At 69.8% G+C, this 25,582-nt stretch carries 28 protein-coding genes; 12 read left to right on the forward strand and 16 right to left on the reverse strand.

Annotated features, from left to right (window positions below; all coding sequences use genetic code 11):
* Positions 1-44 precede the first annotated feature (44 nt).
* Entirely contained in the window at positions 45-668 is a 624-nt protein-coding gene (locus tag QZX79_RS01750) for a hypothetical protein (RefSeq protein ID WP_366484654.1), read from the reverse strand.
* 244 nt (positions 669-912) lie between these two features.
* On the opposite strand from QZX79_RS01750, the gene QZX79_RS01755 reads away from it, so the two are divergent.
* A complete protein-coding gene (locus QZX79_RS01755; RefSeq protein WP_294563790.1) occupies positions 913-1,701 on the forward strand; it encodes a PRC and DUF2382 domain-containing protein in 789 nt (262 codons plus the stop codon).
* A 100-nt stretch (positions 1,702-1,801) separates the two neighbouring features.
* Here QZX79_RS01755 and pdxS read toward each other — a convergent pair whose 3' ends face one another.
* The 5 genes from pdxS to thrS all read right to left on the reverse strand — a co-directional run bounded on the left by pdxS (position 1,802) and on the right by thrS (position 7,106).
* Positions 1,802-2,716, reverse strand: coding sequence for a pyridoxal 5'-phosphate synthase lyase subunit PdxS (gene pdxS / locus QZX79_RS01760; protein WP_120169118.1), 915 nt, complete (start codon positions 2,714-2,716; stop codon positions 1,802-1,804).
* A 121-nt stretch (positions 2,717-2,837) separates the two neighbouring features.
* Complete coding sequence (locus QZX79_RS01765; RefSeq protein ID WP_294563794.1) at positions 2,838-3,803, reverse strand: diacylglycerol kinase family protein; 966 nt, start codon at positions 3,801-3,803, stop codon at positions 2,838-2,840.
* 31 nt (positions 3,804-3,834) lie between these two features.
* A complete protein-coding gene (gene pgsA / locus QZX79_RS01770) occupies positions 3,835-4,461 on the reverse strand; it encodes a phosphatidylinositol phosphate synthase (RefSeq protein WP_294563797.1) in 627 nt (208 codons plus the stop codon).
* Between the two features lie 3 nt (positions 4,462-4,464).
* Positions 4,465-5,094 carry an HIT domain-containing protein gene (locus tag QZX79_RS01775; protein ID WP_120169112.1) on the reverse strand — a complete coding sequence of 210 codons (630 nt, stop codon included), beginning with the start codon at positions 5,092-5,094 and terminating at the stop codon, positions 4,465-4,467.
* Positions 5,094-7,106: a threonine--tRNA ligase gene (gene thrS / locus QZX79_RS01780; RefSeq protein WP_294563801.1), complete on the reverse strand. Its 2,013-nt coding sequence runs from the start codon at positions 7,104-7,106 to the stop codon at positions 5,094-5,096. Before thrS ends, QZX79_RS01775 begins: the two co-directional genes overlap by 1 nt.
* Before the next feature lie 185 nt (positions 7,107-7,291).
* Between thrS and QZX79_RS01785 the strand changes: the two genes are divergently transcribed.
* Positions 7,292-7,726, forward strand: a complete 435-nt coding sequence (locus tag QZX79_RS01785; RefSeq protein WP_294563804.1) for a VOC family protein — start codon at positions 7,292-7,294, stop codon at positions 7,724-7,726.
* Between the two features lie 89 nt (positions 7,727-7,815).
* A complete protein-coding gene (locus QZX79_RS01790) occupies positions 7,816-8,073 on the forward strand; it encodes a mycoredoxin (protein ID WP_294563806.1) in 258 nt (85 codons plus the stop codon).
* Between the two features lie 178 nt (positions 8,074-8,251).
* Here QZX79_RS01790 and QZX79_RS01795 read toward each other — a convergent pair whose 3' ends face one another.
* On the reverse strand, positions 8,252-8,983 hold the full coding sequence (locus tag QZX79_RS01795) for a lipoyl protein ligase domain-containing protein (RefSeq protein WP_294563809.1): 732 nt from the start codon (positions 8,981-8,983) through the stop codon (positions 8,252-8,254).
* A gap of 219 nt (positions 8,984-9,202) precedes the next feature.
* On the opposite strand from QZX79_RS01795, the gene QZX79_RS01800 reads away from it, so the two are divergent.
* Positions 9,203-10,099, forward strand: coding sequence for a diacylglycerol kinase family protein (locus tag QZX79_RS01800; RefSeq protein ID WP_294563811.1), 897 nt, complete (start codon positions 9,203-9,205; stop codon positions 10,097-10,099).
* A 172-nt stretch (positions 10,100-10,271) separates the two neighbouring features.
* Positions 10,272-10,994 (forward strand): GAF and ANTAR domain-containing protein, encoded by a 723-nt coding sequence (locus QZX79_RS01805; RefSeq protein ID WP_294563813.1) that lies wholly within the window; start codon positions 10,272-10,274, stop codon positions 10,992-10,994.
* A 118-nt stretch (positions 10,995-11,112) separates the two neighbouring features.
* On the opposite strand, the gene QZX79_RS01810 is transcribed toward QZX79_RS01805, so the two are convergent.
* The 3 genes from QZX79_RS01810 to QZX79_RS01820 all read right to left on the reverse strand — a co-directional run bounded on the left by QZX79_RS01810 (position 11,113) and on the right by QZX79_RS01820 (position 13,469).
* The gene (locus QZX79_RS01810; protein ID WP_294563814.1) at positions 11,113-12,144 is read right to left on the reverse strand and encodes an aldo/keto reductase; all 1,032 of its coding nucleotides are present in this window, start codon (positions 12,142-12,144) and stop codon (positions 11,113-11,115) included.
* Between the two features lie 143 nt (positions 12,145-12,287).
* Positions 12,288-12,572: a DUF427 domain-containing protein gene (locus QZX79_RS01815; protein ID WP_120169103.1), complete on the reverse strand. Its 285-nt coding sequence runs from the start codon at positions 12,570-12,572 to the stop codon at positions 12,288-12,290.
* A 120-nt stretch (positions 12,573-12,692) separates the two neighbouring features.
* The gene (locus QZX79_RS01820) at positions 12,693-13,469 is read right to left on the reverse strand and encodes a thioesterase family protein (protein WP_294563816.1); all 777 of its coding nucleotides are present in this window, start codon (positions 13,467-13,469) and stop codon (positions 12,693-12,695) included.
* Positions 13,470-13,771: 302 nt separating this feature from the next.
* Here QZX79_RS01820 and QZX79_RS01825 point away from each other — a divergent pair, with 302 nt between their 5' ends.
* Positions 13,772-15,271, forward strand: a complete 1,500-nt coding sequence (locus tag QZX79_RS01825) for an MDR family MFS transporter (RefSeq protein ID WP_294563819.1) — start codon at positions 13,772-13,774, stop codon at positions 15,269-15,271.
* An 8-nt stretch (positions 15,272-15,279) separates the two neighbouring features.
* Here QZX79_RS01825 and QZX79_RS01830 read toward each other — a convergent pair whose 3' ends face one another.
* Complete coding sequence (locus tag QZX79_RS01830; RefSeq protein ID WP_120169099.1) at positions 15,280-16,155, reverse strand: Rieske (2Fe-2S) protein; 876 nt, start codon at positions 16,153-16,155, stop codon at positions 15,280-15,282.
* A 225-nt stretch (positions 16,156-16,380) separates the two neighbouring features.
* On the opposite strand from QZX79_RS01830, the gene QZX79_RS01835 reads away from it, so the two are divergent.
* The 3 genes from QZX79_RS01835 (at position 16,381) to QZX79_RS01845 (ending at position 19,387) form a co-directional block, all read left to right on the forward strand.
* Entirely contained in the window at positions 16,381-17,277 is an 897-nt protein-coding gene (locus QZX79_RS01835) for a neutral zinc metallopeptidase (protein ID WP_294563824.1), read from the forward strand.
* Positions 17,278-17,330: 53 nt separating this feature from the next.
* The gene (locus tag QZX79_RS01840; protein WP_294563826.1) at positions 17,331-18,431 is read left to right on the forward strand and encodes an ATP-dependent DNA ligase; all 1,101 of its coding nucleotides are present in this window, start codon (positions 17,331-17,333) and stop codon (positions 18,429-18,431) included.
* A gap of 74 nt (positions 18,432-18,505) precedes the next feature.
* Complete coding sequence (locus tag QZX79_RS01845; RefSeq protein ID WP_294563830.1) at positions 18,506-19,387, forward strand: SDR family NAD(P)-dependent oxidoreductase; 882 nt, start codon at positions 18,506-18,508, stop codon at positions 19,385-19,387.
* Positions 19,388-19,450: 63 nt separating this feature from the next.
* On the opposite strand, the gene QZX79_RS01850 is transcribed toward QZX79_RS01845, so the two are convergent.
* From QZX79_RS01850 to QZX79_RS01860, 3 genes are all read right to left on the reverse strand, one after another.
* Positions 19,451-19,888, reverse strand: a complete 438-nt coding sequence (locus QZX79_RS01850; protein ID WP_294563833.1) for a universal stress protein — start codon at positions 19,886-19,888, stop codon at positions 19,451-19,453.
* 846 nt (positions 19,889-20,734) lie between these two features.
* Positions 20,735-21,451, reverse strand: coding sequence for an HpcH/HpaI aldolase/citrate lyase family protein (locus QZX79_RS01855; protein ID WP_294563835.1), 717 nt, complete (start codon positions 21,449-21,451; stop codon positions 20,735-20,737).
* Positions 21,448-22,185, reverse strand: a complete 738-nt coding sequence (locus QZX79_RS01860) for a cation transporter (RefSeq protein WP_294563896.1) — start codon at positions 22,183-22,185, stop codon at positions 21,448-21,450. The genes QZX79_RS01855 and QZX79_RS01860 overlap by 4 nt, the downstream gene beginning before the upstream one ends.
* 478 nt (positions 22,186-22,663) lie before the next feature.
* On the opposite strand from QZX79_RS01860, the gene QZX79_RS01865 reads away from it, so the two are divergent.
* From QZX79_RS01865 to QZX79_RS18530, 3 genes are all read left to right on the forward strand, one after another.
* Positions 22,664-23,071, forward strand: coding sequence for a hypothetical protein (locus QZX79_RS01865; RefSeq protein WP_294563838.1), 408 nt, complete (start codon positions 22,664-22,666; stop codon positions 23,069-23,071).
* Between the two features lie 122 nt (positions 23,072-23,193).
* On the forward strand, positions 23,194-23,868 hold the full coding sequence (locus QZX79_RS01870) for a hypothetical protein (RefSeq protein ID WP_294563841.1): 675 nt from the start codon (positions 23,194-23,196) through the stop codon (positions 23,866-23,868).
* Positions 23,805-24,032, forward strand: a complete 228-nt coding sequence (locus tag QZX79_RS18530) for a DUF427 domain-containing protein (protein ID WP_366484655.1) — start codon at positions 23,805-23,807, stop codon at positions 24,030-24,032. The genes QZX79_RS01870 and QZX79_RS18530 overlap by 64 nt, the downstream gene beginning before the upstream one ends.
* On the opposite strand, the gene QZX79_RS01875 is transcribed toward QZX79_RS18530, so the two are convergent.
* Complete coding sequence (locus tag QZX79_RS01875) at positions 23,926-24,810, reverse strand: cytochrome c oxidase assembly protein (RefSeq protein ID WP_294563844.1); 885 nt, start codon at positions 24,808-24,810, stop codon at positions 23,926-23,928. The two genes, QZX79_RS18530 and QZX79_RS01875, sit on opposite strands and share 107 nt — an antisense overlap.
* Positions 24,803-25,306, reverse strand: coding sequence for a DUF2243 domain-containing protein (locus QZX79_RS01880; protein ID WP_294563847.1), 504 nt, complete (start codon positions 25,304-25,306; stop codon positions 24,803-24,805). Before QZX79_RS01880 ends, QZX79_RS01875 begins: the two co-directional genes overlap by 8 nt.
* Between the last annotated feature and the right edge of the window lie 276 nt (positions 25,307-25,582).

Genomic DNA, 25,582 nt, shown 5'->3' on the forward strand with positions numbered 1-25,582 from the left:
TCAAAGACCCGTTATCGACGGGTCGTTGCGCCGGCCTGTGTCAGCTAAACGTTCAGGCCGGCCGCAGAGTTCGCGCCGACCTGGTCGACCTTGCGGTGGAAACGCATTCCGGCCTTGCCGCCGAGCACGGCCCCGATCAGGGGGACGATGACGGCGATGACGAGGGCGACGATTCCGCCGGTGGTCAGTGCGCCCTCATTGACGGGGATGCGGGGGAAGCCGTTGAGGCTGCCGAGGACGTTGAACTGGCTGCCGGCGACGGCGCCGAGGACGGCAAGGAGAATGGCTACGGCGATGGCCCACAGCCAGACCGCGAGGCCCTGCTTGGCACCGTCGAAGCGCGCCATGCGCCCGGCGACGTACCCGCCGCAGTAGTAGGCGATGAAAAGGATTGCCGCGAGCACGAGTCCGCTGACGATGCCCACGGTCTGCAGGTCCTGGGAGGCCTGGTTGGCGACCTGTCCGGCGTCGGCGTTGTTCGCGACCCCAACTCCTGCTCCGACCGCGCCGAGAAGTGCGGTGAGGACCACCGCGATGCCCGTGGCCGTCATCCAGCCGAAGAAGGCCGAGCCGAACTTCATTCCGCCGAACTGCCGGCGCTCCTCGGCGACCATCTCGTCACGTCTACCCTTCGGTGTACTCGAACCGGAGGTGTTGTGCTGTGCCATGAAAATCTCCTTCAACATGCGGTGCGTGTGTGTTGATCCAACCGGCACGCGCGGTGCCGATCGCTGATTCAACGCTAGTAGCCAACCGCTAGATGGACTAGTAGTAAGTAAGCTTGCCATTTCTCACATGCGCCCCTAGAGTGGGCGGTGCAAGCAGCCCGGGGCCTCGTGCCCATGACCTCCACTACGGCGCCGCCCACCGCGGCGGAGCCAGTGAACACCTTCGTGAACACCAAGGAGAAACATGATTACCCAGGAAAACCTGAACGACCTGGCCGCCGGCCGCGGAAACGTGTACACCAATGACGGCAGCAAGCTCGGCTCGATCGGCCAGCTTTATGTTGACGACGAGACCGGGCAGCCCAGCTGGGTCACGGTCAACACCGGCCTTTTCGGCACCTCCGAGTCGTTCGTTCCGCTCCAGGCGGCATCGGTTGACGGCAACGACGTCCGCGTCCCCTACAGCAAGGACCTCGTTAAGGACGCTCCCAAGGTGGACAAGGACGGCCACCTGAGCCCCGAGGAGGAGGACCGCCTGTACCGGCACTACAGCCTCAACGGCGGCTCCGACGGGACGCGCGGCGTCGACTACGACACCGCCGGCACGACCACCGGCCGCGAAGCCGTCGGCCACGACACCTCCGGCCCCACCACCGACGAGGCGATGACCCGCTCGGAGGAGCAGCTGCGCGTGGGCACCGAGTCGCGCGAAGCCGGCCGGGTGCGCCTGCGCAAGTTCGTCGTGTCCGAGAACGTCAGCCAGACGGTTCCGGTGCAGCGTGAGGAGGTCCGCCTCGAGCGTGAGCCGATCACCGACGCCAACCGCGGTGCCGCAATGGCCGGCCCGGCCATCAGCGAGGAGGAGCACGAGGTCGTCCTGCACGAGGAGCGGCCCGTCGTGGAGAAGGAAGCCGTTCCGGTCGAACGCGTCCGCCTCGATAAGGAGACGGTGACCGAGCAGCACACCGTCAACGAGGAGGTCCGCAAGGAGCAGATCGAGCCCGACGGCGATCTCGGCCGCGGCCGGCACTGATTCCCGGCCCTCCGGGGAACGCAGAAGGGGCACCGCCTGATGGCGGTGCCCCTTCTTTTATGCCTTGTTCTTTTATGCCCTGAGCCTGCTGCGCCGGCTGCTACCAGCCGCGCTCGGCGAGGCGGTGCGGCTGCGGCAGCTCGTCGACGTTGATGCCGACCATGGCCTCGCCCAGGCCGCGGGAGACCTTGGCGACCATGTCCGGGTCGTCATGGAAGGTCGTCGCCTTGACGATGGCGGCGGCCCGCTCGGCGGGGTTTCCGGCCTTGAAGATGCCCGAACCGACGAACACGCCGTCGGCGCCGAGCTGCATCATCATGGCGGCGTCGGCGGGGGTCGCAATGCCGCCGGCGGTGAAGAGGACAACCGGCAGGCGGCCCTCCCGGGCGACCTCCTTGACCAGTTCGTAGGGCGCCTGCAGTTCCTTGGCGGCGACGTAGAGTTCGTCCTCGGCCATTGAGGAAAGCCGGGCGATCTCCGAGCGGATCTTGCGCATGTGCATCGTCGCGTTGGAGACGTCGCCGGTGCCGGCCTCGCCCTTGGAGCGGATCATCGCCGCGCCCTCATTGAGGCGGCGCAGCGCCTCCCCCAGGTTCGTGGCGCCGCAGACGAAGGGCACCGTGAACTTCCACTTGTCGATGTGGTTGGAGTAGTCGGCCGGGGTCAGCACCTCGGACTCGTCGATGTAGTCGACGCCGAGCGACTGCAGCACCTGCGCCTCGACGAAGTGCCCGATCCGGGCCTTGGCCATCACCGGGATGGACACGGCGTCGATGATGCCGTCGATCATGTCGGGGTCGCTCATGCGCGAGACCCCGCCCTGGGCGCGGATGTCGGCCGGGACCCGCTCGAGGGCCATGACAGCCACCGCGCCGGCATCTTCGGCGATCCGGGCCTGCTCCGGCGTGACAACGTCCATAATCACGCCGCCCTTCAGCATTTCAGCCATTCCGCGCTTGACGCGGCTGCCGCCGGTCGAAGCGGCGGTTGTTGAATTGTCGTCAACGGTGGACACAGAAAGCCCCTAAAGATTGGTAAAAGGTAACGCATCCCATAATACGCCCGGACGGGCCGGCGCACCGCTGCCCGTTCCGTTCCCGTCCGGCGGTTCCGGCGGGCCCGTCCGGAAAGGGCGGCTATCCTTCCGCGCCGGCGCGCGGGCGCCCGGGCGCCGCGGCCTGGTTTTCCCGAAGCGCCGGAGAGGATCGCGGCACCAGGACCAGCACGGCCAAGGGCAGCAGGGTGACCTCGGCGGGGACGGGCCCGACCAGTTCCCCGTCGGCGTAAACATTCAGGCCCGGCGCCGCCGTCAGGCGGACCAGCCGGCCCCGGGAGGAGGCGACGCCCGGCTGGGTCAGGTGGGCGCCGCGGAAGGCGCGGAGGAACACGGAGGCGAGGCGGACCCTGCCGCCGCCACGCAGGCGGACGACGTCGAGCAGGCCGTCGTCGGCGGCGGCGTCGGGGGCGATGCGGATGCCGCCGCCGTACTGGCCGACGTTGCCGACCGCGACGAACCAACCGGGAAAGTCCTCCCGGTCGCCGTCGACCTCGACGCCGAAACCGACGCCCTTCCAGGTGAGAAGTGCCCGCACTCCCCCGGCGAGGTAGCTCAGGGGGCCCAGGCCGACCCGGGCGGCGTTGGCCAGTTCCGCCGCGAGCCCGTCGAATCCGATGTGGGCGACGCCGAGGAACGGGACCCCGTTCACGCAGCCGAGGTCGAGGGGGCGCACCGTCAGGGTTGAGAGCGAGCGAACGGCCCGGACGGGGTTGACCGGCAGACCCAGCCGGCGGACCGTGTCATTGCCCCGCCCGCCGCCAAGGGTCAGCAGCACCGCCGAGGTGCCGCGGATGCCGGCGGCCACGGCGCCGTGGAGGCCGTCGCCGCCGAGGGAGGCGACGAGGGTGTCCGGGCCGGCCGTGGCGGCGGCCGTGCGGGCGTCGGCCAGTCCTTCAGTCACATGCTCGACGACGTCGTAGCCCTGCCCGGCCAGGGCGCTGCGGACCCCGGCCCGGAATCTCATGCTGCGGCCGCGCCCGGAGGTGGGGTTGACGATCAGCAGGGCCCGCGGCGGGGCGGGCGCGGCGGCCGGCGGCACGCTCATCGAACTGTACGGCCGCTGGCAGGCACCGGGTTCAGCCCTGCCCGGCGGGGCGGGGGTCCATCGACTGGCGCCGCACGGCGGCGACCCGCTGGAACACTGTGACTCCGCTGGCGAGGGCGAGCAGGACCAGGACGCCGAGGAGGAACTCCCCCGGCAGGCCAAGGCCGGTCAGTCCGGCGGTGACGAGCACCGACACGAGCCGCTCGGCGCGTTCGGCGATGCCGACGCTGGCGTCGAAGCCGAGCGCCTCGGCCTTGGCCCGGGCGTAGGAGACGAGCATTCCGAGGACGAGGCACAGCAGGGCCGCGACCGCCGTCGGGACGGAGTCCCCGCCGGTGAAGTACCAGATGGCCAGGCCCGCGACCACCGCGCCGTCGGCCACCCGGTCGAGCGTGGAATCGAGGAAGCTCCCCCACGGGCCGCTGGGTCCCCGCAGCCGGGCCATGATGCCGTCGATGACGTCGGAGAAGACAAACGCGGTGATGAACAGCGTGCCCCAGAAGAGCTCGCCCTGCGGGTAGAAGGCCAGGGCGCCGACGGCCACGCCGGCCGTGCCGGTGATGGTCACGGCGTCAGGGCTGACCCCCCACCGCAGCAGCAGGGCAGCCAGCGGGGTGAACAGGGTCGTAAAGAAGGTCCTGGCGTACTTGTTGAGCATGATTCAGGCACGCCCTTCCGCAGCATCGGCATTCCGCACACCCGCGGCGGCACCGGAGCCGGGCCAGCCTGCGGCCACCTGCCGGCGCACCTCGTCGAGGGTCTGCGTCACCGCCTTGGTCTGGGCGATGATCGGCAGGAAGTTCCCGTCCCCGCCCCAGCGCGGGACGACGTGCTGGTGCAGGTGCGCCGCGATGCCCGCGCCCCCGGTGCGGCCCTGGTTCATGCCGATGTTGAAGCCGGTGGGGTTGGACACCGTCCGGAGCACCCGCATCGCCGTCTGGGTCAGGTCGGCGAATTCCGCCGTCTCGGGCCCGTCGATATCGGTGTAGTCCGGAAGGTGGCGGTAGGGAACCACGAGGAGGTGACCGGGATTGTAGGGGTAGAGGTTGAGCACCACATAGCAGTGCTCGCCCCGGTGGACGATGAGGGACTCCTCGTCGCTGCGGGTCGGGGCCACACAGAACGGGCAGTCGTTCTCGCCGGTGACCTGGTCCTGGCCGCCCTTGATGTAGGCGAGGCGGTGCGGGGTCCACAGGCGCTGGAAGGCATCGGGCACGCCGGCGAGCTGGAAGTCATCCGTCGCCGCGGCATCCCCGGGGTAGTCCGCTCCGGCGTCTGGGGTCCGCTCCATCAGAGAGACTTATCCCGGGTCCGGACCGTGTCCACGATGCGCTTCACGGCATCCTCAACGGGCACCTGGTTCTCCTGGCTTCCGTCGCGGAAGCGGAACGAGACGGCGCCGGCCTCCTGGTCCTCACCGCCGGCGATCAGGACGAAGGGCACCTTCTCCTTGCTCGCCGTGCGGATCTTCTTGGGGAACCTATCCGTGCCGGCGTCCACCTGGGCGCGGATGCCCTCAGCCTTGAGCCGGTCGACGACGTCGTACAGGTAGTCATTGAAGGCCTCCGCCACGGGAACGGCGAGGACCTGCACCGGTGCGAGCCAGGCCGGGAACGCGCCGGCGTAGTGCTCGGTGAGCACGCCCATGAACCGCTCGATCGAGCCGAACAGGGCGCGGTGGATCATCACGGGGCGCTGGCGGGTGCCGTCGGCGGCCTGGTACTCCATCTCGAAGCGCTCGGGCAGGTTGAAGTCGAGCTGGATGGTCGACATCTGCCAGGTGCGGCCGATGGCGTCCTTGGCCTGGACGGAGATCTTCGGGCCGTAGAAGGCCGCTCCCCCGGGGTCGGGAACCAGTTCGAGGCCTGACTCCTGGGCCACCTCGGCGAGGGTGCGGGTCGCTTCCTCCCAGATGTCGTCGGCGCCGACGGACTTCTCCTCGTTCCGGGTGGAGAGTTCGAGGTAGAAGTCGTCGAGCCCGTAGTCCTTGAGCAGCCCCAGCACGAAGTTCAGCGTCCCGGTCAGCTCCTCCTTCATCTGCTCGCGCGTGCAGTAGATGTGGGCGTCGTCCTGGGTCATGCCGCGGACCCGGGTGAGGCCGTGGATGACGCCTGACTTCTCGTACCGGTACACCGAACCGAATTCGAAGAGCCGCAGCGGCAGTTCCCGGTAGGAACGCCCGCGGGACTTGTAGATCAGGTTGTGCATGGGGCAGTTCATCGGCTTGAGGTAGTAGTCCTGCCCGGGCTTGCGCACCGACCCGTCCTCATTGAGCTCCGCGTCAACGTGCATCGGGGGGAACATGCCGTCCCGGTACCAGTCGAGGTGGCCGGAGACCTCGTAGAGGTGGCCCTTGGTGATGTGCGGGGTGTAGACGAACTCGTACCCGGCCTCGGTGTGGCGCTGGCGGGAGTAGTCCTCCATGGCCTTGCGGATGATGCCGCCCTTGGGGTGGAACACGGGCAGGCCCGAGCCGAGTTCGTCCGGGAACGAGAAGAGGTCGAGCTCGGTGCCCAGCCGGCGGTGGTCGCGGCGCTCGGCCTCGGCCAGGCGCTCCTGGTAGGCCTTCAGGTCATCCTTGGTGGGCCAGGCGGTTCCGTAGATCCGCTGCAGCTGCTTGTTCTTCTCGCTGCCGCGCCAGTAGGCCGCCGCGGACCGGGTGAGCGCGAAGGCGTTGGAGATCAACTTGGTGTTGGGCAGGTGCGGCCCGCGGCACAGGTCCTCCCAGATGACGTCGCCCGATTTCCGGTCGACATTGCCGTAGATCGACAGCCCGCCGGCACCGACCTCAACGGAGGCGCCCTCCTCGTCGGAGGCATCGCCCTTGAGGCCAATCAGTTCGAGCTTGTAGGGCTCGTCGGCCATGGCCAGGCGCGCCTCGTCCTCGGACACCTCGCGGCGCACGAAGAGCTGGTTCGCGTTGACGATCTTCTGCATCATCTTCTCGAGCTGCTTGAGCTCGTCGGGGGTGAACGGCTCCTCGACGTCGAAGTCGTAGTAGAAGCCGTCGGTGATGTACGGCCCGATGCCGAGCCGGGCACCGGGCCGCAGCTGCTGCACCGCCTGGGCGAGCACGTGCGTGGCCGAGTGCCGCAGCACCTGGAGGCCCTCGGGCGAGCCCATTGTCACTGCCTCGACCTGCGCACCCTCGGGCAGCGGCTGGTCGAGGTCCTTCAATTCACCGTTGACCCGGACCACGACGACGTCGCGGCGTTCCCGGAAGAGGTCGGCACCGGTCGTGCCCGCGGTCACCTGGTTCTCTTCGCCATCGACGATGAGGGTGATTGGTAGGGGCGCTGACACAGTGGTCTCCTTGCGAAAGAGGTACGAGCTTATGGCTGGCGTGCATCCGGGGCCGGCGCGCCCGAAATCGGGCGTCGCCGCGGTCCTCTGATCGTATCCGCTGCGCTCGGGCGCGACCAACAACCGCCGCGCCACGCCCGGGCGTCCGTCCGGCAACCGGGCGGAGGCGGTGAGAGGATCGGGGAATGGATTCAACGGTGAATGTGATCACCCTCGGGGTGCGCAGCCTCGGGGCCTCCCTCGCCTTCTACGCGGACGGGCTGGGCTGGGCGCCCAAACTCTCCGTCCCGGAGGAGGTGGCCTTCTTCCAGGTGGGCCATGGGCTGCTGCTGTCTCTGTTCCGCCTCGACCACCTCGCCGCGGAGGCCGGCGGAGGCGGGCCGGGGAACCCGCAGCTGTTCACCCTGGCCCACAATGTTGACTCACCGGAGGCGGTCGATGCGGTGCTCCACGAGGCTGCAGCCGCCGGCGGAACGATCGTGGCTGCGGGCACCCAGATGAGCTGGGGCGGGTATTCCGGGTACTTCGCGGATCCTGACGGATTCCGGTGGGAGGTCTGCTACAACCCCGGCCTGAGGGTGGAGCCGGACGGAACCGTTTCCATCGTCGAAATCGCCTGACGGAATCGAAACCGGTGCAGCGGCGTTGCATCAGTAGGTACTGAAACCACAACAGCACCACATTTTGCAGCCATCCCAGGAGGAGCACCGTGGATTACACACCAGAAAACGGGACCATCACCATGTTCTCGACATCGTGGTGCGGCTACTGCCGCCGGCTGAAGTCCCAGCTCACAGCCCAGGGCATCGGCTTCCGCGAGATCAACATCGAGGAGACCGAGGGGACGGCCGAACTGGTCGCCTCGCTTAACGGCGGAAACCAGACCGTTCCCACCGTCATCTTCCCCGATGGCTCCACGGCGACGAACCCGTCCGTGGCGGAGGTCAAGACCCGCCTCGGCGTCTAGGCCGCAGCGGCCGGCCGGCGGGCGCGTCCCGCCGGCTGCCGCGCTGCCGGCCCGACAGGTCCGGCACACCAGGTCCGGGCCTAGCTGCCGTCCCTACAGGCCGTCCAGCAGCAGGTCAGGTCTTCCAGACCCGGCGCGACGGATGCGGTTCTACGGCTGTGGTTCTACAGCTGTGGTTCTACAGATCCGGCGCCGGTACGAGCCGCACGTGCCGGTCGTAGGCACCGAGAACCGTTTCCTCAAGGTCCCGGACCCGAATGCCCGGGCGAAGATCCTCGGCCGCTCCCGCGGTGGCCGGGTCCCACTTCAGGTCAAGGGCCGAGTACGCATCGGTGAGCACAGCCCGCAGGGGCGCCGCGTCCTCAATGATCAGCACCGACGAGAACAGCCACGCCCCGGCCACCACCCGCTGCGCCGTTCCCACCAGCTTGAGCTGCCCCCGACCGCCCGCCGGGCCGTGGACACTGAACTCCCCGGGACAGTACTCCCCCGGGATCTCGCCCACCGCGGCGGAGACGCCGGCGTCCCGCAGCGCCCGGGCGAAGAGGCCCCCGAAGAATTCGAAGCGGGCGCGGGTGGCGGCCACCGGATCGGACGCCGGTTCGATATGGTCCACGACCAGGCAGCCCCGGTGGTATGCGGCGGCCCTTCCGCCGGCCCGGCGCACCACCGGCTCGAACCCGGCCGCCCGCACCTTGCCGCTGGCCTCAGGAAATCCAGGAAGCCGCGCGTCGCGCTGCCCGAAGGCCACCGTCGGCTCCGGCCGGTACAGCCGCAGGGTGGGGCCGCGCTGCCCTGCCGCCACCTCCCTCAGGAGCCCGATGCCCGCGTCGAGGTCCTCTGCGGCACCCGCCGTGCGGCGCAGCTGGTGCACCTCAAGCGTGTCCGCTCCGTCCCAGGGGTTCCCCATGGCCTCCGGCTCCGTCCGTTCGTTCGTTCCGCCTCGTCCACCTGCGCTCCGGCTCTCCAGCGGGCTGGTCGACCCGCCTCGGGGCCGCCTGCGCCCGGCAGCGGGCCCGCGCCCAATCTATATGACAGTCTTGGAGTTGTAAGGTCCGGGCCGCCCCGGTGCAGTGCCGGCGGCGCACCGGAACCGTTCCGCAGCACCGAACTCCACCGGGGGCACTTCATGGACTCAGCGCGCACCTTCGATTCCGTTTCGATCATCTTCAACCCCAACAGCACCGGGGACGCGCCACGGCTCGCCAACGGGCTCCACGACGACCTGACCCGGCTCCTGTCCTACTCTCCGGAGATCACCCTGCGGCCCACCGAGCGCGCCGGTCACGCCGTTGAACTCGCCCGCGAGGCCGCTCGGCGGGGCAACGCCCTGGTGATCTCGGTCAGCGGCGACGGCGGGTACAACGAGGTGGTCAACGGGGTGATGCAGAGCGGCAGCAGCGACGTCGTCTGCGCCGTTCTGGCCGCGGGAAACGCCAACGACCACCGCCGCACCACCGCGACCAAACCCCTTCCCGAGGCGATCGCCGAGGGCGAGGTGCGGCGCCTCGACCTCCTGAAAATCACGATTGGCGATGGAGCGGAGGCCGAGACGAACTACGCCCACTCCTACATCGGTTTCGGGCTCACGCCCGTGGTGGCGATCGACCTTGAAAAGGGAAGCAAGGGCGCCCTCAAGGAAATGGTGACCGCGGTGCGTACCTTCGCGAAGTTCAAGCCCTTCGAGATCCGCCAGACCGACGGGGTCCACCGCAGGTTCGACAGCCTCGTGCTGGCGAACATCCCGGAGATGGCGAAGTATGCAACCCTGAGCGAGGCAGAGGACCACCCGTCCGACGGACAGTTTGAAGTGGTGGTCTTTCCCCATATGGCCAAGTGGAAGGTGCTGCTGACGGCACTGCGTGCAGCCTCCAAGGGGCTCGGAAAGCAGCCCAGCGTCAGCAGGTACGAGTTCACCACCGTTAAGCCGATGCCATACCAGCTCGACGGCGAGGTCAAGTCTGCCCCGGCCGAGACGAAGGTTCTGGTCGAGGCCGCCCCCCGCGCACTGGCCGTCCTCGGCTGAGCCGCGGTTCAGCCCGGCGCGGGGATGGGCGCTGGAGAAGTTTATTGAGAACGCCGCGGCGGGGGAACTAGGATGAAGGTACCGGTCCGCGGAGAACTCCGCAGATCCGAAGGTTCAGCAGAGGGCCTCTCAAGCCGGGCACAGCGCCCGGCACCATGACGCGAGGCAAACCGTGGCACCAGAACCCACGCTGAACGAATTTGAAGTCGTTTTCGGGCGGGTCAAGGGCCTGCTCCTGACCCGGGAAACGGCCAGCCACGCGGTCGACCTCCTGGCCGAGGCGGCCCGCGACACCATCCCCGGCGCCATGGGCGCCGGTGTGACCCTGATCGCCGCCGGCACCCCCACCAGCACCGGCTATACCGACCCGCTGGTGGCACGGGTCGACGCCCTGCAATACCGGCTGAACGAAGGCCCCTGCCTCACCGCCTGGGCGGAGGCAACACCCGTTCAGGTCGACGACACCCAGACGGAGCCGCGCTGGCCGCGGTGGAGTGCCGCCGCCGCGGGGATCCCGATCCGGTCCTGCGTGAGCGTCCCCCTGCAGCGCGGCCGCACCACCATCGGTGCCCTGAAGGTGTACTCGGCAGCCCCTGCCGCGTTCGACGCCGGCACCGCGGCCCTGCTGACCCGGTTCGCCGCGTCCGCCGCGGCCCTGCTCGGCCATATCCAGACGACCGAGACGCCGCAGCGGATCAGCGCCGGGCTCGCGGCCGCCCTGCGCAGCCGGGACGCCGTCGCCATGGCGCGGGGGGTCCTGATGGCCCGCCTGCACCTGACCGAAGACGAGTCGCTGCTGCGGCTGATCTCCCTGGCGCGCGAGAGCCGGGCGCCCCTGGCGGCGGTCGCCCGCACGCTGCTGGCCGGCGGACCGAGTACGGCCGGGCCGCGGTAGGCACCGGCCGGGTCCGGCCGCGGTAGGCACCGGTCGGGTCCGGCCGCGGTAGGCACCGGTCGGCGGTAGGCACCGGTAGGCACCGGCCGGCGCAGCGGGCGGACCCGCTGCGCTCGGCTCAGCGCCCTCCGTCGAGCGTCCGGCTGCGCTGTTCCAGCGCCGGTCCGCCGTAGGGGTAGTCGCTGAACCGGGGGGCGCTCACGGCGTCGAGCCGGCCGGCTTCCTCCGGGGTCAGCTCCAGCCCGGCGGAGGCGAGGTTATCGTTCAGCTGGTCCACCGTCCGCGCCCCAAGGATGACCGAGGTGACGGCCGGCTGGCGCGCCACCCAGGCCAGGGCCACCTGCGAGGCACTGACGCCGCGGGCCTTCGCGGTCTCTGAGACGGCGTCAATAATCCGCCACGTGCGCTCCTGGGCGTTGCGCTGCTCCCAGGCCTCCATCCCGCGCTTGGGATTCTCTCCCAGCCGGGTGGCTCCCGTGGGCGGGGTGTCCCGCGAGTACTTTCCGCTCAGCCAGCCGCCGCCGAGCGGTGACCACGGGAGCAGGCCCATGCCGGCGTCAAGGGTGGCCGGGACGATCTCGGCTTCGATCTCGCGCACCAGCAGGCTGTACTGCGGCTGGAGCGTGACCGGCGCGCTGTACCCGGCGGCCCGTGCGAGCATCACGGCCTTCGTCAGCTGCCACCCGGTGTAGTTGGAGAAGCCGTAGTAGGAGATTTTGCCGCTGCGCACCGCTTCGTCGAGGAATCCGAGGGTTTCCTCGAGCGGCGTGTGGGGGTCCCAGGAGTGCACCTGGTAGAGGTCGAGGTGGTCAACGCCGAGGCGGGTCAGTGAGGCGTCGAGTGCCCGGCGCAGGTGCCGGCGGGACAGGCCGAGGTCATTGACCCCCTTGCCCATGGGGAACCGGCCCTTGGAGGCGATCACCATTGAGTCACGCCCGGCCGGATTTCGAGCCAGCCACCGCCCGATGATTTCCTCGGACGTGCCGGCGGTGTAGACGTCCGCGGTGTCGATCAGGTTTCCGCCGGCGGAGGCGTAGGCGTCGAGGATGCGGTGGGACTCCGCCTCGTCGGCTTCCGCCCCGAAAGTCATCGTGCCAAGGGCCAGCGACGATACCGAGGTGCCGCTGCTGCCAAGTTTCCGGTACTCCATGCGATCCCTTCCGTTGCACTTCTCCTGCGGGGCGGCACCATGCCACCGCCCCGGCCCGGGGGCCGGGGCGGAGCAGGTGGTGCGGTGGTGCGGTGGCGCGGTGGCGCCCGGGCTGGGTCCGGGCGTTCCCGCTGCTTCCGACCTTAGTCAGTGACGACGACGTCGCGCCAGAACGCGTAGTGGTCCTTGATGTTCTGGGCCGCGTCCTTGGGCTGCGGGTAGAACCATCCGGCGTCGACGCTCTGCTTGCCGTCCGCCTCGAGGGTGACGTAGTGGGCCTGGCCCTTCCACGGGCAGGTGGTCTGTGTGGGGCTCGGCCGGAAGAACTCCTCCTTGACGGAGTCCTTCGGGAAGTAGTGGTTACCCTCGACCAGAACCGTAGTTGCGGATTCCGCGATGACCTGGTTGTTCCAGACTGCCTTTGGCATAGTTCCTGTTCCTTTGCGTTTGGTGCGCACGGACCGTTCCGGCCCACTTGTCCCAACGACCGGACGGCACTGACCATTCCGGAATCACTGACCATTCCGGAATCACTGACCATTCCGGAATCACAGCGGGCGGACCGTGAGGATCTGCTCGGACCGGCCGAAGGGCCCATCCAGATCGTGCAGGACACTGGAGGTGAGCCCCACCCCGTCCGCCCCGAACGTCACCCTCGTGTCCAGGCCCAGCCAGGACCCGGATGGCGGGCGGTGGAAGTGTAATTGGAGGTCGACGTTGGGAAACATCCAGCTGCCCGTGCCCGGCCGGACCCTGGCCGCGATCCCGTTGGCCGCATCCACCATTCCGCACAGGCGCACGAGGTCCGGCGTCGGCCCGTCATCAACGAGCTCCAGCGGTGTCCGCAGCCAGATGCGGCCACGGCCCGGGCGGTGGCCGGGCACCACGCGGAACTCGAGGGATTCGATGAAGCCGCCGGGCCACTGCGTCATGCCGTCGTAGGGACCCGCCTCGTCCGGCCCGGGCATGTCGGCATCCTCGAGGGCGGCGACCTCGGCGGTGTCGGTCCGCGCCAGCCGCCAGGCCCTCGCGGTGACCGCCGTGCGGCCCTGGGCGCGCAGCTCGGCCTCGAGCAGCTCGATCGTGCGTCCGGGCCGAAGGACCCGGGTGGAGATCTCGAACTCGCCGCCGGGAATCATGCCCAGGATGTCGAAGCCCACCCGGGCCAGCTGCAGGTCCGGGCGGGGTTCGCAGTCGAGCAGGTTTTGCACGAGCAGTCCCGCCACGGGCGCCATGTGCTGCTCCCCGGGATTCCAGGCTCCCTGGGCGTGGACGGTCGACTCGTACCGGCCCTCCCCCAACGAGCGGTAGTACGAGCCGGACATGCGCTGCTCCTTCGGCGATCTGCAGGTGGAAAGCGCTGGGCGGTGCTCCGGCGCACCCGCACCATGCTAGTGCAGGCTGCGGGCACCCCCGTCCGGCCCGGACCGGGACACGGGTGCCGGCCCCGTTTCCGGCGACTGTGGCCGGGAACCGATCTGCCGTTGCCGGAATAGAGCGGCGGATTGCGGGGTTGTCGAAAAATAGGCCCAGCCTTGTGCCGGCGCTCCCGCCCGGGAGTACAGGGGCCGCCGCGGTATGCGCGGCAGAAGCAAAAGTAGGCGCCGTCTTAGAAGAAAGAGAACTCATGCCTCGCAGCACGTCACCACAGGTGTCCCAAGATCCACCTTCGGCAAAACCGGCACCGTTGCCGGCCGAGCCCGGGGTGTCGGCGAAGGACCGCCTGGTCATCCGCCTCCTCATCGTCTCGGCGTTCGTCGTCATCCTCAACGAAACGATCACCGGCGTCGCGATTCCGCGCCTGGTCCAGGACCTCGGCATCACCGTCAGCGCCGGCCAGTGGCTCAGCACCGCGTTCCTCCTGACGATGGCAGTCGTAATCCCGATCACGGGCTTCCTCCTGCAGCGCTTCAACACCCGGCCACTGTTCCTGGTCGCCATGTCGCTGTTCAGCGCCGGCACGCTGCTCGCCGCCCTCGCGCCGGGCTTCGCCACCCTCGTGGCCGGCCGGGTGATCCAGGCCAGCGGCACCGCAATCATGCTGCCCCTGCTCATGACCACCGTCATGACCCTGGTACCGGCCGCCTCCCGTGGGCGCACGATGGGGAACATTTCGATCGTGATCTCCGTGGCCCCCGCCGTCGGGCCCACCGCCGCGGGCGCCATCCTCAGCGTCCTGGACTGGCGCTGGATGTTCTGGCTCGTCCTGCCCATCGCGCTGGTCTCCCTTTTCCTGGGCGCCACCAAGATGACGAACGTCACCTCCCCCCGCAAGAGTGCAATCGACGTCCTGTCGGTGATCCTCTCGGCCCTGGCCTTCGGCGGCATCGTCTACGGCTTCAGCCGGCTCGGTGAGGCCGGCGCCGAAGCCGCGGTTCCCGCCTGGCTCCCCCTGGCGGCCGGCATCGTCTTCCTGGCGCTGTTCATCACGCGCCAGCTCCGGCTCCAGCGCGCCGACCGCGCACTGCTCGACCTCCGCACGTTCACCTCACGCAACTTCACCCTCGCAATCCTGACCACGTTCCTCGCCTTCATGGGCCTGTTCGGGACGATCATCCTCCTGCCGATCTACGTCCAGAGCGTGCTGGGTGAGTCGCCGCTGGTCGCGGGTCTGCTGCTGCTTCCCGGTGGCGTCCTGATCGGTGTCCTCGGACCGTGGACGGGACGGGTCTTCGACCGCCGTGGACCGCGCGTCCTGCTGGTGCCGGGGGCGCTGCTGATCGGGGTCTCCTTCGTGGCCCTGAGCTTCGCCTCGGAATCCACGCCGATCTACCTCGTGCTGATCGCCCACATCGTCTGGAGCCTGGGCCTGGCCCTGATGCTGACGCCGCTGCTGACCTCGGCGCTCGGCTCGGTAAAGCCGAACCTGTACTCGCACGCCAGCGCCGTCTTCGGCACCGTGCAGCAGATCGCCGGCGCCGTCGGCACGGCACTGTTCATCTCGGTGACCACCATCGTCGCGGGCAACCTGGCGGCCGCGGGGCAGTCGGAGACCGCGGCCCTGGACGGCGGCATCCAGGTGGCCTTCATCTGGGGAGCCGTCATCTCCCTGGCCGCAGTGATCGCGGCCATCTTCGTGCGCAAACCCGAGAACGCGCCGGACCCCTCGGCCGTGCCGGCGCACTAGGCTCCGGCCTAGGAGGAGCTGATGCTCTCCTCCGCAGCGGCCCGGCGGACGGTGATCATGCCGTCGTCGACCCGCGCCTCGTACACGGGCTGCGGGTTGCTCGCCGGGCCGCGGACCACGGTTCCGTCGTCGAACCGAAAGGTACTGCCGTGCCAGGGACAGGTGACGCAGCCATCGGCGATCTCGCCCTCCTCGAGCGGTCCGCCAAGGTGGCTGCACACGCTGTCCATGGCGCGGACGGTTCCGCCGTCGCGGTACAGCAGGATCGAGACGCCGTCGGCCTCCACCACCCGGCGCTCGCCGTCGGCCAGCTCCCCGTCGGTCAGCACAGGCGTCCACGCCTCCGGGCCTTCCCGCCAGGCGGTGCGGTTGACGTTCACGCCGCGCGCATAGCTCAGGTGTCCGCCCAGGTAGGCGCTGAACAACAGGGCCCCGCACCCGCCGACACCCAGCAGGGTGCCGGCGGTGCGGCTGCCCCGGCGCCGGGCCACGGCCGAGAGGCTGTAGAGGGTCAGGGCGGTGCTGTTCCCGATAGCGTGGACCAGCCCCACTCGACTGTCCTTGCCAACGGTGTCCGCCCAGTCGTTTGCTCCGGTGAGCGCCGTCGGCACGGCTGAGGCGATACCCACCCCCACGAGGAGGTCCGCAGAGTGCTCCGAGTCCCGGCCGCCCACCAGGTCGAGCAGCGTCGCCATGGTCCAGGCCCCGGTGGGGATGTCGGTCAGCACCGGGTGCAGCCGGTGCCCCAGGGCGGTGCCGCTCAGGGCGTTGCGCAGGAGGCGCGGCCTCAGGGTCTTCTCAACGGCCGAGGCGACCGGCGCTGCGACGGTATCGAGGGGCTTGAACTTCTCAAGGGCTTCGACCATCGAGTGCAGCAGGTTCACGGGGATCTCCTTCGGGTCGGCGGCGCACGCAGGGCTCCCTCGAGCCGGGAGACCGCAGGGCGGTAACCCTTATTGTCCGTGGCGCCCGCTGGGCCGCAAGCCGTCGGACCGAAGCTAAATTTCCCTTGGTGCAACGGAGCTGCACTGGCACAATGCCGTTTCCCTGCGGCGCGGCCGCCGCACAACTCCGTCCATAGAATCATCAGTTGGCTTATGGTTGGTTCCATGAGTTTCAACGACAACGTCCGCCTCGACCCTTCGCGCGTCAGCGACCGGCGCGGCCGCGGCCGCGGCCTGGCCGTGGCCGGCGGCCTCGGCGGCGGGCTGGTCCTGATCCTCTCCCTCCTGTTCGGACCCGAGGTGGGGGGCCAGCTCGGCCTCGACGACGGGACCGGCCAGGGCAGCGGCGCCGGCGCGCCGGAGACGATCACCTCGTGCCAGACCGGTGCCGACGCCAATGAACGCCTCGACTGCCGCATCCTCGCCACCGCTGAAAGCCTCGACAGTTTCTGGCTGCCCTACCTGGACCAGTACGGCGTCGAGTACAGCGCACCCGGGGTGGCCCTGTTCAGCGGTCAGACGGACACCGGGTGCGGCGGCGCCACCAGCGCCGTCGGGCCCTTCTACTGCCCCGTGGACCAGCAGACCTACTACGACACCGCGTTCTTCGACGACCTCGTCACCCGGTTCGGATCCTCCGGCGGGCCCCTGGCGCAGGAGTATGTGATCGCCCACGAGTTCGGGCACCACCTCCAGAACCTCACCAACACCCTCGAGGCCGGCCGGCAGGACCCCCAGGGGCCGGAGTCCGACGCCGTCCGGGTCGAACTGCAGGCCGACTGCTACGCGGGGCTGCGGGCCGCACACGCCTCCAGCACCCCCGACCCGGAGACGGGCGAACCGTTCCTGCGGGAATTCACCACCGAGGACCTGCGCGATGCACTGTCGGCGGCATCGGCCGTTGGCGATGACCGGATCCAGGAGGCCGCGACCGGCCAGGTCAACCCCGAGGTGTGGACGCACGGCTCCAGTGAGCAGCGCCAGGCCTGGTTCCTCGAGGGCTACCGCACCGGTGACATCAACGCCTGCGACACCTTCCGGGCTCCGGACCTGAGCCCCTGACCCCAACCGCTGAACCCCAGCCCCGCCACCGTCTTCCGAGGAGAACGATCAGCATGCAGCTACCCGTGATGCCGCCCGTGACCCCGATGCTCGCCAAGTCGGTTGCTCGAATCCCCGAGGGCGGGCTGTTGTACGAGCCGAAGTGGGACGGGTTCCGCTCCATCGTCTTCCGCGACGGAGACGAGGTTGAGATCGGCTCCCGCAACGGCAACCCGATGACCCGGTACTTCCCCGAGGTGGTCGAGGCGGTCCGGGCCAGCCTCCCGGCGCGCTGCGTCCTCGACGGTGAACTGATCGTCGTTCGCGGGGCGCGGCTCGACTTCGAAGCGCTCCAGCAGCGCATCCATCCCGCGGCAAGCCGCGTCGCCCTGCTTTCCGGCGAGACCCCCGCCCACTTCGTCGCGTTCGACCTGCTCGCCCTCGATGACGAGGACCTCACGGGCAGGCCCTTCCGGGAACGCCGGGCGCTGCTCGAGAAGCACCTTGCCGCCGCCCGTCCGCCGGTGCACCTCACGCCCGCCTCCACCGACTCCGCCGTGGCCGCGGAGTGGTTCGCCCAGTTCGAGGGTGCCGGCCTGGACGGGGTCGTCGCCAAGCCGCTCGACGGGCCCTACGAGCCGAACAAGCGTTCGATGTTCAAGGTCAAGCACGAGCGCACCGCCGACTGCGTGGTGGCCGGCTACCGCACCCACAAGGCCGACGCCGAAGGCATCGGTTCCCTGCTTCTGGGGCTCTACACCGACGAGGGTGACCTGATGGCCGTTGGGGTGGTCGGCGCCTTCACGGCCGCACGCCGCCGTGAGCTGTTCCGGGAACTTCAGCCCCTGGTCACCTCGCCGGAGGAGCATCCCTGGGCCGCCGCCCGGGAGGACGACGGAATCCGAACTCCTTTCAACGCCGAAGGCAGCCGCTGGGCCGCCGGCCGGGACCTGTCCTTCACTCCCCTGCGCCCCGAGCGGGTCCTCGAGGTCCGTTACGACCACATGGAGGGCGCGCGGTTCCGCCACACCGCCCAGTTCAACCGCTGGCGCCCGGACCGGGATCCGGCCTCCTGCACCTTCGGCCAGCTTGAGGAACCCGTGCGCTTCGACCTCGCCACCGTCCTCTCCGGCGGCACACCGGTGGCCGGGACCGCCCCCAACACCGGGCCCTGACCCGGGCGGGTTGGCCGCCGGAGGGAGGTGCGCCATGCTGGTGCGGTAGCCAGCACCACCGACGAGGGAGCCCCATGATCAGCACCGACCGGCAGATCGTCTTCGTCACTGGGGCCAGCCGCGGCGTGGGGCGCGGCATCGCCCGCGCCTTCGGTGAGGCCGGTGCCACCGTCTACGTCGGCGGGCGCACCACCGAGGAGGGAACCGCGCCCTCGCGGATGCCCGGGACCATTGCCGAAACGGCCCGGCTCGTCACCGAGGCCGGTGGCACCGGCATCCCGCTGCGCCTGGATGTCACCGACGCCGACCAGCTTTCTGAGGCGTTCGCCCGCATCGAGTCGGAGCAGGGCCGGCTTGACGTCCTCGCCAACACCGCCTGGGGCGGGTACGAGCGGTTCACCGACGGCAGCGAGTTCAATCCAGGCCCGTTCTGGGAACAGCCGCTCGGCCTCTGGGATTCGATGCACCGGGCGGGCCTGCGGGCCCACTACGCCGCCTCGTCCCTCGCCGCGGCGCTGATGGTGCGCGCCGGGAGGGGCCTGATCGTCACCCTTTCCTCCTTCGCAGGGCAGGTCTTCGTCCCTCCGGTTCCCTACGGCGTCGCCCACGCGGCGATCGACCGCCTGGCCGCCGACATGGCCGTCGACCTTCGTGATCACGGCGTCGCCTCGATCGCCCTCTATCCGGGGCTGGTCCTCACCGAGAGCGTGGTCGCCAACCTTCAGTACTTCGAGCACGAGACCAACCGGGAGACTCCGCTGTTCGTCGGGCGGACCGTTGCCGCGCTGGCCGCCGACCCGCACATCCTGCGCCTCAGCGGCCTTGCCCTGGTCGCTGCAGAGGCGGCCGCGGCCTACGGGGTGCGCGACGAGAATGGCCACCTGCCCTCCTCCAACCGCCAGGCCATCACCGGCGCCCCGACCGCGGCCTTCCCCAACCCCTTCGACGAACTGTAGGGCGCCCCCGGGCTGCCGGCCACGGACCTCAGCGAGGCCTCCCCGGCCGCCGGGGCGGGAGCGTTACTCGGATTCTTCGTGGACAACCAGCACCGGACACGCCGCATGCGAGACACAGGCGGCGCTGACCGAGCCCAGAAGAAGGCCCCGGAAGCCGCCGTGTCCACGGCGCCCGACGATCAGCAGGTCGGCATCCCTGCCCTCCCGCACCAGGACCTTCGACGGCCGCCCGAACACCACCTTCCGCTCAAGCTGAGCGGGGACCTCCTCTCCGAAGGCCTCGGCGATGGCGTCGTCCATCCGTTTTTTCGTCACTTCGGCGAAGTTGTCGCTGCCCAGCGGGACGTAGCCGGCGTACTCTTCCGGGTACTCCCAGGCGCCCACGGTCGTAATGTCGGCGTCCAGGGCGGGAGCGATCCGCGCGGCAAGACGCAACGCTTTCACTGACTGGGCGGAGCCATCAAGGCCCACCACAACACGTCCCCGAACCCCACGCTCCATGACTGCTCCTTCCGCAGCGGACTTTCCGTCCTCGGTGGCCCGTCCTCACAGGGTGACTCTGTCGCGCATCACCGCCTAGGGCCTAAGGTCACCGATCCCCTCAAACTGGTGTCAGGCGGCACCATCCGGAAGACGGCGAATCGGGACCAATGGCCCTCCTGATTGTCGCCCGGGAAGGCGATACTGATCCAGGGGACCGGTCCGGTCTCATACCGGACCGCTGGTCGACACTCCAGTGCGGGTCCTGGCTTCCCGGATCCGCAGAACCGAAAACCATAGGATCGGACGCCGCTTCCATGCCCTCCTCCAACGGCGCACTCACCGCGCCCCGTACCCGGCCCGCGCCAACTCAACAAAGCCCCACCCAACAAAGCCCAACCCGACAAAGCCCGACGCCGCAGGCGTGGGTTCCGTCCTGCCCACAGTGCGGCACGGATAACTTCCTGACCTATTCCTCCTATCTGCCGGCCGCAAAGGCGACGGACGGAGGCACCGAGCCGGCACAGGCCTTCTACACGTGTACGCGCTGCGGGACGGCCCGCGGACATGAGGTCCCCTCCGGGTGGCGGCCGCCCGGCTGGTTCTACTGCACCTGAGGGTGCCATTCGCCAGCCACATGGCTTCGGCCAGTGGCAGTGCGGCGAGCACCGGTTGAGGGCGTACCCTCCGGTTGAGAACGTGCCCCTGCGCTCCGGGCCCCCTGCTGAGATCCGGGCCCGCTGCCGCAGTGGGATCCGGGCCCGCTGCCGAGGTGTGATCCGGTCAGTGCGGTCCGGTCAAGCCGGTCCAGCCAAGCCGGTCCGGCCAGAACGGTCCAGCCAGAGTGGTCGGGTCAGGGTTGTCCGGTCAGGGGCCGCCGAGGATCGCGCGTGCCCCTGCCGCGATGACGCCGGAGTCCGTCGCGACCACTATCCGGTCGAAACCGCGGGCGCGCAGGATACGGGCGCGCTCCGGATCGCCGGCGAAGATGCCTGCCGCCTTCCCGGCCGCGGACGACGCGGCGGCGATTTCGGCCAGGGGCCCGTCCTCTTCGGCCAGCAGGGCGTCAACGGTGGTGCCCAGGGACAGGGCAAGGTCGAACGGCCCGACGAACAGGAGGTCGACGCCGGGCACCTCGGCGATCACACGGACGTTTTCCAGCGCCGCTGCGGATTCGATCATGACGCCGAGCTGGGGAGCAGCCGCAGCAGGCGGTATTGCCTCGTGGCCCCACAGCGGTGCCAGCGGCCCCCAGCTGCGGGAGCCCCCTGGCGGATACCTGCCCGCGTCCACGACCCGGCGTGCCTCGTCGGAGGTGTCGACCTGGGGAACGATCACTGTGGAGGCGCCGGCATCGAGGGCAAGACCGATGCCGGCCGGGTCGGGGCCCGCGGTGCGGACCGCGAAAGCGAGACCGACAGCGGTCAGGGCGCGCCCGTTGGCGATCAGCGAGCGCCGGTCGAACCTGCCGTGCTGGGCGTCGAGGGCCACCCAGTCGAAACCAGACCGGGCCAGCGCGAGGACGGTGTCCACGTCATCGCGGAAACACCAGACTCCGGACGAACCGGGACCGATGGCGTTCATGTGGAGGGTTCCGCCCGCTCGTCGGGGCAGCAGGAGCACGACGGGGCGTCGGTGGCTGCCGGGACCGGCCCCTCCCGCGGGCCGCCGGCCGTGGGGGCCGCCGGTTCCGCCACCGGTGCCGCCGCCGGTGCCGCCGCCGATGCCATCGGGGCCGCGCAGCAGGTGTCCCCCTTCCACGCCTCCCGGCCCTCTCTAACTGCAACCGCGGCGATGATCAGCGCGGCGACCGGATCGGCCCAGGACCAACCCAGCGTGGAGTTGAGCAGCAGGCCTCCAAGCAGGACCGCGGAAAGGTAGGTGCACAGCAGGGTCTGTTTCGAGTCCGCCACGGCGGAGCGGGACCCGAGCTCGCGTCCGGCCCGGCGCTGCGCCAGGGACAGGAACGGCATCACGACGAGGCTCGCCACGGCCAGGGTGATGCCGACCGGTGAGTGCTGGGCTTCGCTGCCGCCGGCGAACGCGCGCACCGCGTCAACCGTGACGAAGGCGGCCAATGCGAAGAAGGAGAACGCGATGAACCGCAGCGCCTTCGGTTCGCGGGCGTCGGGGTCGGGTCCGGCGAACTGCCAGGCTACGGCCGCTGCGGAGAGCACCTCGACCACCGAGTCGAGCCCAAACGCCAGCAGCGCTCCGGAGGAGGCGACGGTCCCGGCGCCGAGCGCCACCACCGCTTCAATCGCGTTGTAGGTGATGGTGGCCGCCACCAGGAAACGGATCCGGCGGGCCAGGAGCATCCGGCGGCCATCGGACGCCGGCGGTGCCCCCGCGCCTGCGCCGCCCGGCCGGCTGCCGGAGGCGGTCCCTGCGGGGAGGACTGGACGGATTGGCATCTCCACCCGCCACACGATACCCGCTCCCCACGGCGGGAGCTCGTGGCCGACGGCCCGGGCCGTAGGCTTTCGGCGCCCGTGCCGTTATGCTTCGGCACACCGGGCGGTCCGGTGGCCGTCCGGCGCGTACCGCCGACTCATCCGGGCACGAGGGGAAGCCATGAGCGCAGGGCACGGGACAGGCACGGCTCCAACGGCTGGCGGGGCCTCGGGCGCTGCACCGGCGCCCCCTCCTCCGCCCTTCCGAAAGGCCCTGTCCCGAAAAGCCCTGTTCCGACGGGTCCTCCCGGCAGTGGGGCTTGCCGCTGCGGGACTGACCGCCGCCTTGCTGCTTGATCCCGGACCGCTGGGAAGGACCCATAACTCGGGTGCAGGCGTTTGCATGCCGAAGCCGGACCAGGGCTCTGCGGCGGCGGGCCAGATTTTCCTGGTCAACAGTTCGCGGCACCCCGTGACGCTGGAGAAGGTCGAACTGCAGGAGCCGCAGGGCCTCGACCTCGTCGAGGCACACCTGCTGATGGTGCCGGAGGGCGCTGGTGCCACCTTCGGTGCCGGGTCGACAGTTCCACGCGATGATCAGCATCGCCGGTGGTGGGCCGCGGCCGAGCCGGCCGTGGGCAGCGAAATTCCTGCCGGGGCCACCGGGAACCTCATCCTGGCGGTCACCGACGGCGCCGGCGGGGGCGGCGGCGTCACCGAAGGTGCCCGGATTACCTACTCCACCGGATTCCGCAGCTACACGCTGACGTACGACTTCGGGATCACCCTCGCTTCCGGCGCGTGCCCCTGAGCCCGCCGGGAAGCGAACGCCCCATCGGGGCGCACCGGGAGGAACCGGCGTAGGCTTGGTTTGCGGTCCGGTCTCCGGTATCCCGGGCTCGAAACCATCATCGCGGAGGGTGGCGAAAGAGGATGGGCGTACGCGTTCGGGACCTGCTGGGCCGGCACTTGGGCGAGCTGCGGTATGAACCGACCGCCAAGCGCATCCGGGGGATGCTCGATGGCCAGACCCTCTTCGACAGCCGGAAGGCGTTGCTCGTCTGGGAACCACGGCGTGTCCTTCCCACCTATGCAGTCCCGGTGGGGGATGTTGCCTGCGAGCTGGTGCCGGAGGCCCCCGCTCCGGCTGTGTCGGGCCCCGAGGCGAAGATTGAACTTCCCGACGTCGCCACGAGCGCTCCGGTGCTGAGTCCCACCGTCCCGTTCCGGGTCCACGCCGGTGCCGGCGTTCCGCTGACGGGGCGGATGCCCGGAAGCGCCGCAGCCGCCGAGGCATTCCGCCCGGACGATGCGGACCTGCGGGATTACGTTCTCTTTTCCTTCGACTCGCTCGACGCGTGGCTTGAAGAGGATGAGGAGATCATCGGGCATCCGCGGGATCCCTACTGGCGGGTCGACCGGCGCCGCAGTTCCCTTGAGGTCGAACTGCGGCTCGACGGGCACACGCTCGCCTCGACGAAGCGCCCGATGCTGGTGTTCGAGACGATGCTGCCCGCTACTACTTCCCGGCAGACGCCGTCCGGGTGCCGCTTGTCCCCAGTGACACCCGCTCGATCTGCCCGTACAAGGGCCGGGCCCGCTACTTGAACGCCGAGCTGCCCGAACGGACCTACCCCGACCTCGCCTGGACCTATGCCGAGCCGTTCATCGAAACCGCTGATCTTCAGGGGCTCGTCTGCTTCTTCGAAGAACGGGTAGATCTGCTGCTGGACGGCGTGCCGCAGCCGCGCCGCCGGACACCCTGGAGCTGACCGGACCGCCGGCAGTCCCGAGCCCGTCACGGTGCTTGCGGACATACTCCTGGGCGCAGAACACGGTAATCAGTGCCGCCTCGACCAGTGCGCCGCCGTAGTACATCAGGTAGGCCCCGGTTTCGGCCTGGCTTGTGGGAACCCCCGGCGGTGGATACGCGTAGAGGTATTTCGCGAGGACGCCGTGCCCGGCGAGCGCGGCGAGGAGCACCGCCGTCCGCAGGGGGAACCCGGCCCGGTGCGGGTTCGGGTCGACGCCGATGAGCGCGTTGGTGAAAAGGCACCCCGCCAGGAGGAAATGAAGCTGAACCGCCGCATGCCCGGCCCCGGAGCCGAGGAGAGCCGCAGCCGGCGTGGTGTACAGAAGCCAGAGCCCGCCGGTGTTCAGGACGCCGGCCGAAACCGGATGGGCAAGTACGCGCAGGGGCGGAGATCTGAGGAGGCCGGACAGCCGGCGGGCGCGCCCGACGGCGAGCGCCCGCAGGGCCAGCGTGACCGGTGCGGCCAGAACCAGCAGGAGCGGGGCTGCCATGCCCACCAGAAGATGGGAGCCCATATGGGCCGGAAAGCTCCCTGTGGTCGGACCTGCGGCCGGGTTGAGGAAACCGAGGGCGGCCGCGCCTACCCCCACCGACCAGAGCACGCTGCGGTACACCGGCCAGGGCCGTCCCGCGCGCCGGGCTCCGGCGGCCGCTGCCAGATAGAGCGCCAGCGCGGCCAGGAACGGGAGGGCTCCAAGCAGCAGGAAGCCGGGACCCGCGCCGGAGTGCTCATGCATCGGGCCGGGCCGCCCTCGTGCCGCTTCCGGTCCTCCGGCGCCGGCGGGCAATGACTCCGGCAAGGACGGCGCCGAACAGCAGCAGGGCCAGGGCCGCCGCGTTCCAGACCAGGTCGTAGGGAAGCACGTCCACGCCATACCGGATCTGATGAAACCGGAGCACCTTGTGGTTGATGAGCCCATCGAACAGCTGAAACCCGCCGGCGCCAAGGAACAGCCCGGCCAGGGCGGCGCCGGCCGACGCCGTTCCACGGCGGAGTGTGGAGGCCAGCAGAAAGAATCCGGCGATGAGCAGGAACAGTTCAAGGGCGTGCAGCACCCCGTCCGACACCAGGCCGACTGTGCCTCCGGCCCGGTCGTAGAAGTGATGCCAGGCCAGCAGCTGGTGAAAGACGATTTCGTCCACGGCGGCCATCACCCCCACCCCGATCATCACTCCCGCCCACATCGAACGGTCCCGGCGCAGCGGCAGGCGCTCTTTGGCATCGGTTGGCAATCCTCTGTCCTCCCTCCGGGGCCTGCGTCGATCCCGCGCCGCCCGGCAGCTCACCCCGGCCTCCCACCGGGGCCGGCCCTTTCCCAGCCTCGCACGCCGCAGCCCGCAGGTCCGGGCGCCGGGCGGACGCGATTTCCCTTGCCGCACGGCGCGGGCAATGGCAGGAGTCCCTACGTGCGGCGTGCCGCTTTACTTTCCTCCCGGGCCGCCGGACATTTAACGGGACGCACCGCGCCGGGAACCGCCCGGCGATGCCGCACCGGACCGCCGGGCGGG

The organism is uncultured Arthrobacter sp. (genome assembly GCF_902805515.1).
Classification (GTDB): domain Bacteria; phylum Actinomycetota; class Actinomycetes; order Actinomycetales; family Micrococcaceae; genus Arthrobacter_D.

What these genes read in the sequence shown, in the direction of transcription:
- QZX79_RS01750 (WP_366484654.1), bottom strand. Translation starts at nt 668, where the DNA reads ATGGCACAGCACAACACCTCCGGTTCGAGTACACCGAAGGGTAGACGT.
- QZX79_RS01755 (WP_294563790.1), top strand. Translation starts at nt 913, where the DNA reads ATGATTACCCAGGAAAACCTGAACGACCTGGCCGCCGGCCGCGGAAAC.
- QZX79_RS01765 (WP_294563794.1), bottom strand. Translation starts at nt 3,803, where the DNA reads ATGAGCGTGCCGCCGGCCGCCGCGCCCGCCCCGCCGCGGGCCCTGCTG.
- pgsA (WP_294563797.1), bottom strand. Translation starts at nt 4,461, where the DNA reads ATGCTCAACAAGTACGCCAGGACCTTCTTTACGACCCTGTTCACCCCG.
- QZX79_RS01775 (WP_120169112.1), bottom strand. Translation starts at nt 5,094, where the DNA reads ATGGAGCGGACCCCAGACGCCGGAGCGGACTACCCCGGGGATGCCGCG.
- QZX79_RS01785 (WP_294563804.1), top strand. Translation starts at nt 7,292, where the DNA reads ATGGATTCAACGGTGAATGTGATCACCCTCGGGGTGCGCAGCCTCGGG.
- QZX79_RS01795 (WP_294563809.1), bottom strand. Translation starts at nt 8,983, where the DNA reads ATGGGGAACCCCTGGGACGGAGCGGACACGCTTGAGGTGCACCAGCTG.
- QZX79_RS01800 (WP_294563811.1), top strand. Translation starts at nt 9,203, where the DNA reads ATGGACTCAGCGCGCACCTTCGATTCCGTTTCGATCATCTTCAACCCC.
- QZX79_RS01810 (WP_294563814.1), bottom strand. Translation starts at nt 12,144, where the DNA reads ATGGAGTACCGGAAACTTGGCAGCAGCGGCACCTCGGTATCGTCGCTG.
- QZX79_RS01815 (WP_120169103.1), bottom strand. Translation starts at nt 12,572, where the DNA reads ATGCCAAAGGCAGTCTGGAACAACCAGGTCATCGCGGAATCCGCAACT.
- QZX79_RS01820 (WP_294563816.1), bottom strand. Translation starts at nt 13,469, where the DNA reads ATGTCCGGCTCGTACTACCGCTCGTTGGGGGAGGGCCGGTACGAGTCG.
- QZX79_RS01825 (WP_294563819.1), top strand. Translation starts at nt 13,772, where the DNA reads ATGCCTCGCAGCACGTCACCACAGGTGTCCCAAGATCCACCTTCGGCA.
- QZX79_RS01835 (WP_294563824.1), top strand. Translation starts at nt 16,381, where the DNA reads ATGAGTTTCAACGACAACGTCCGCCTCGACCCTTCGCGCGTCAGCGAC.
- QZX79_RS01840 (WP_294563826.1), top strand. Translation starts at nt 17,331, where the DNA reads ATGCAGCTACCCGTGATGCCGCCCGTGACCCCGATGCTCGCCAAGTCG.
- QZX79_RS01845 (WP_294563830.1), top strand. Translation starts at nt 18,506, where the DNA reads ATGATCAGCACCGACCGGCAGATCGTCTTCGTCACTGGGGCCAGCCGC.
- QZX79_RS01850 (WP_294563833.1), bottom strand. Translation starts at nt 19,888, where the DNA reads ATGGAGCGTGGGGTTCGGGGACGTGTTGTGGTGGGCCTTGATGGCTCC.
- QZX79_RS01855 (WP_294563835.1), bottom strand. Translation starts at nt 21,451, where the DNA reads ATGAACGCCATCGGTCCCGGTTCGTCCGGAGTCTGGTGTTTCCGCGAT.
- QZX79_RS01860 (WP_294563896.1), bottom strand. Translation starts at nt 22,185, where the DNA reads ATGCTCCTGGCCCGCCGGATCCGTTTCCTGGTGGCGGCCACCATCACC.
- QZX79_RS01865 (WP_294563838.1), top strand. Translation starts at nt 22,664, where the DNA reads ATGCCGAAGCCGGACCAGGGCTCTGCGGCGGCGGGCCAGATTTTCCTG.
- QZX79_RS01870 (WP_294563841.1), top strand. Translation starts at nt 23,194, where the DNA reads ATGGGCGTACGCGTTCGGGACCTGCTGGGCCGGCACTTGGGCGAGCTG.
- QZX79_RS01875 (WP_294563844.1), bottom strand. Translation starts at nt 24,810, where the DNA reads ATGCATGAGCACTCCGGCGCGGGTCCCGGCTTCCTGCTGCTTGGAGCC.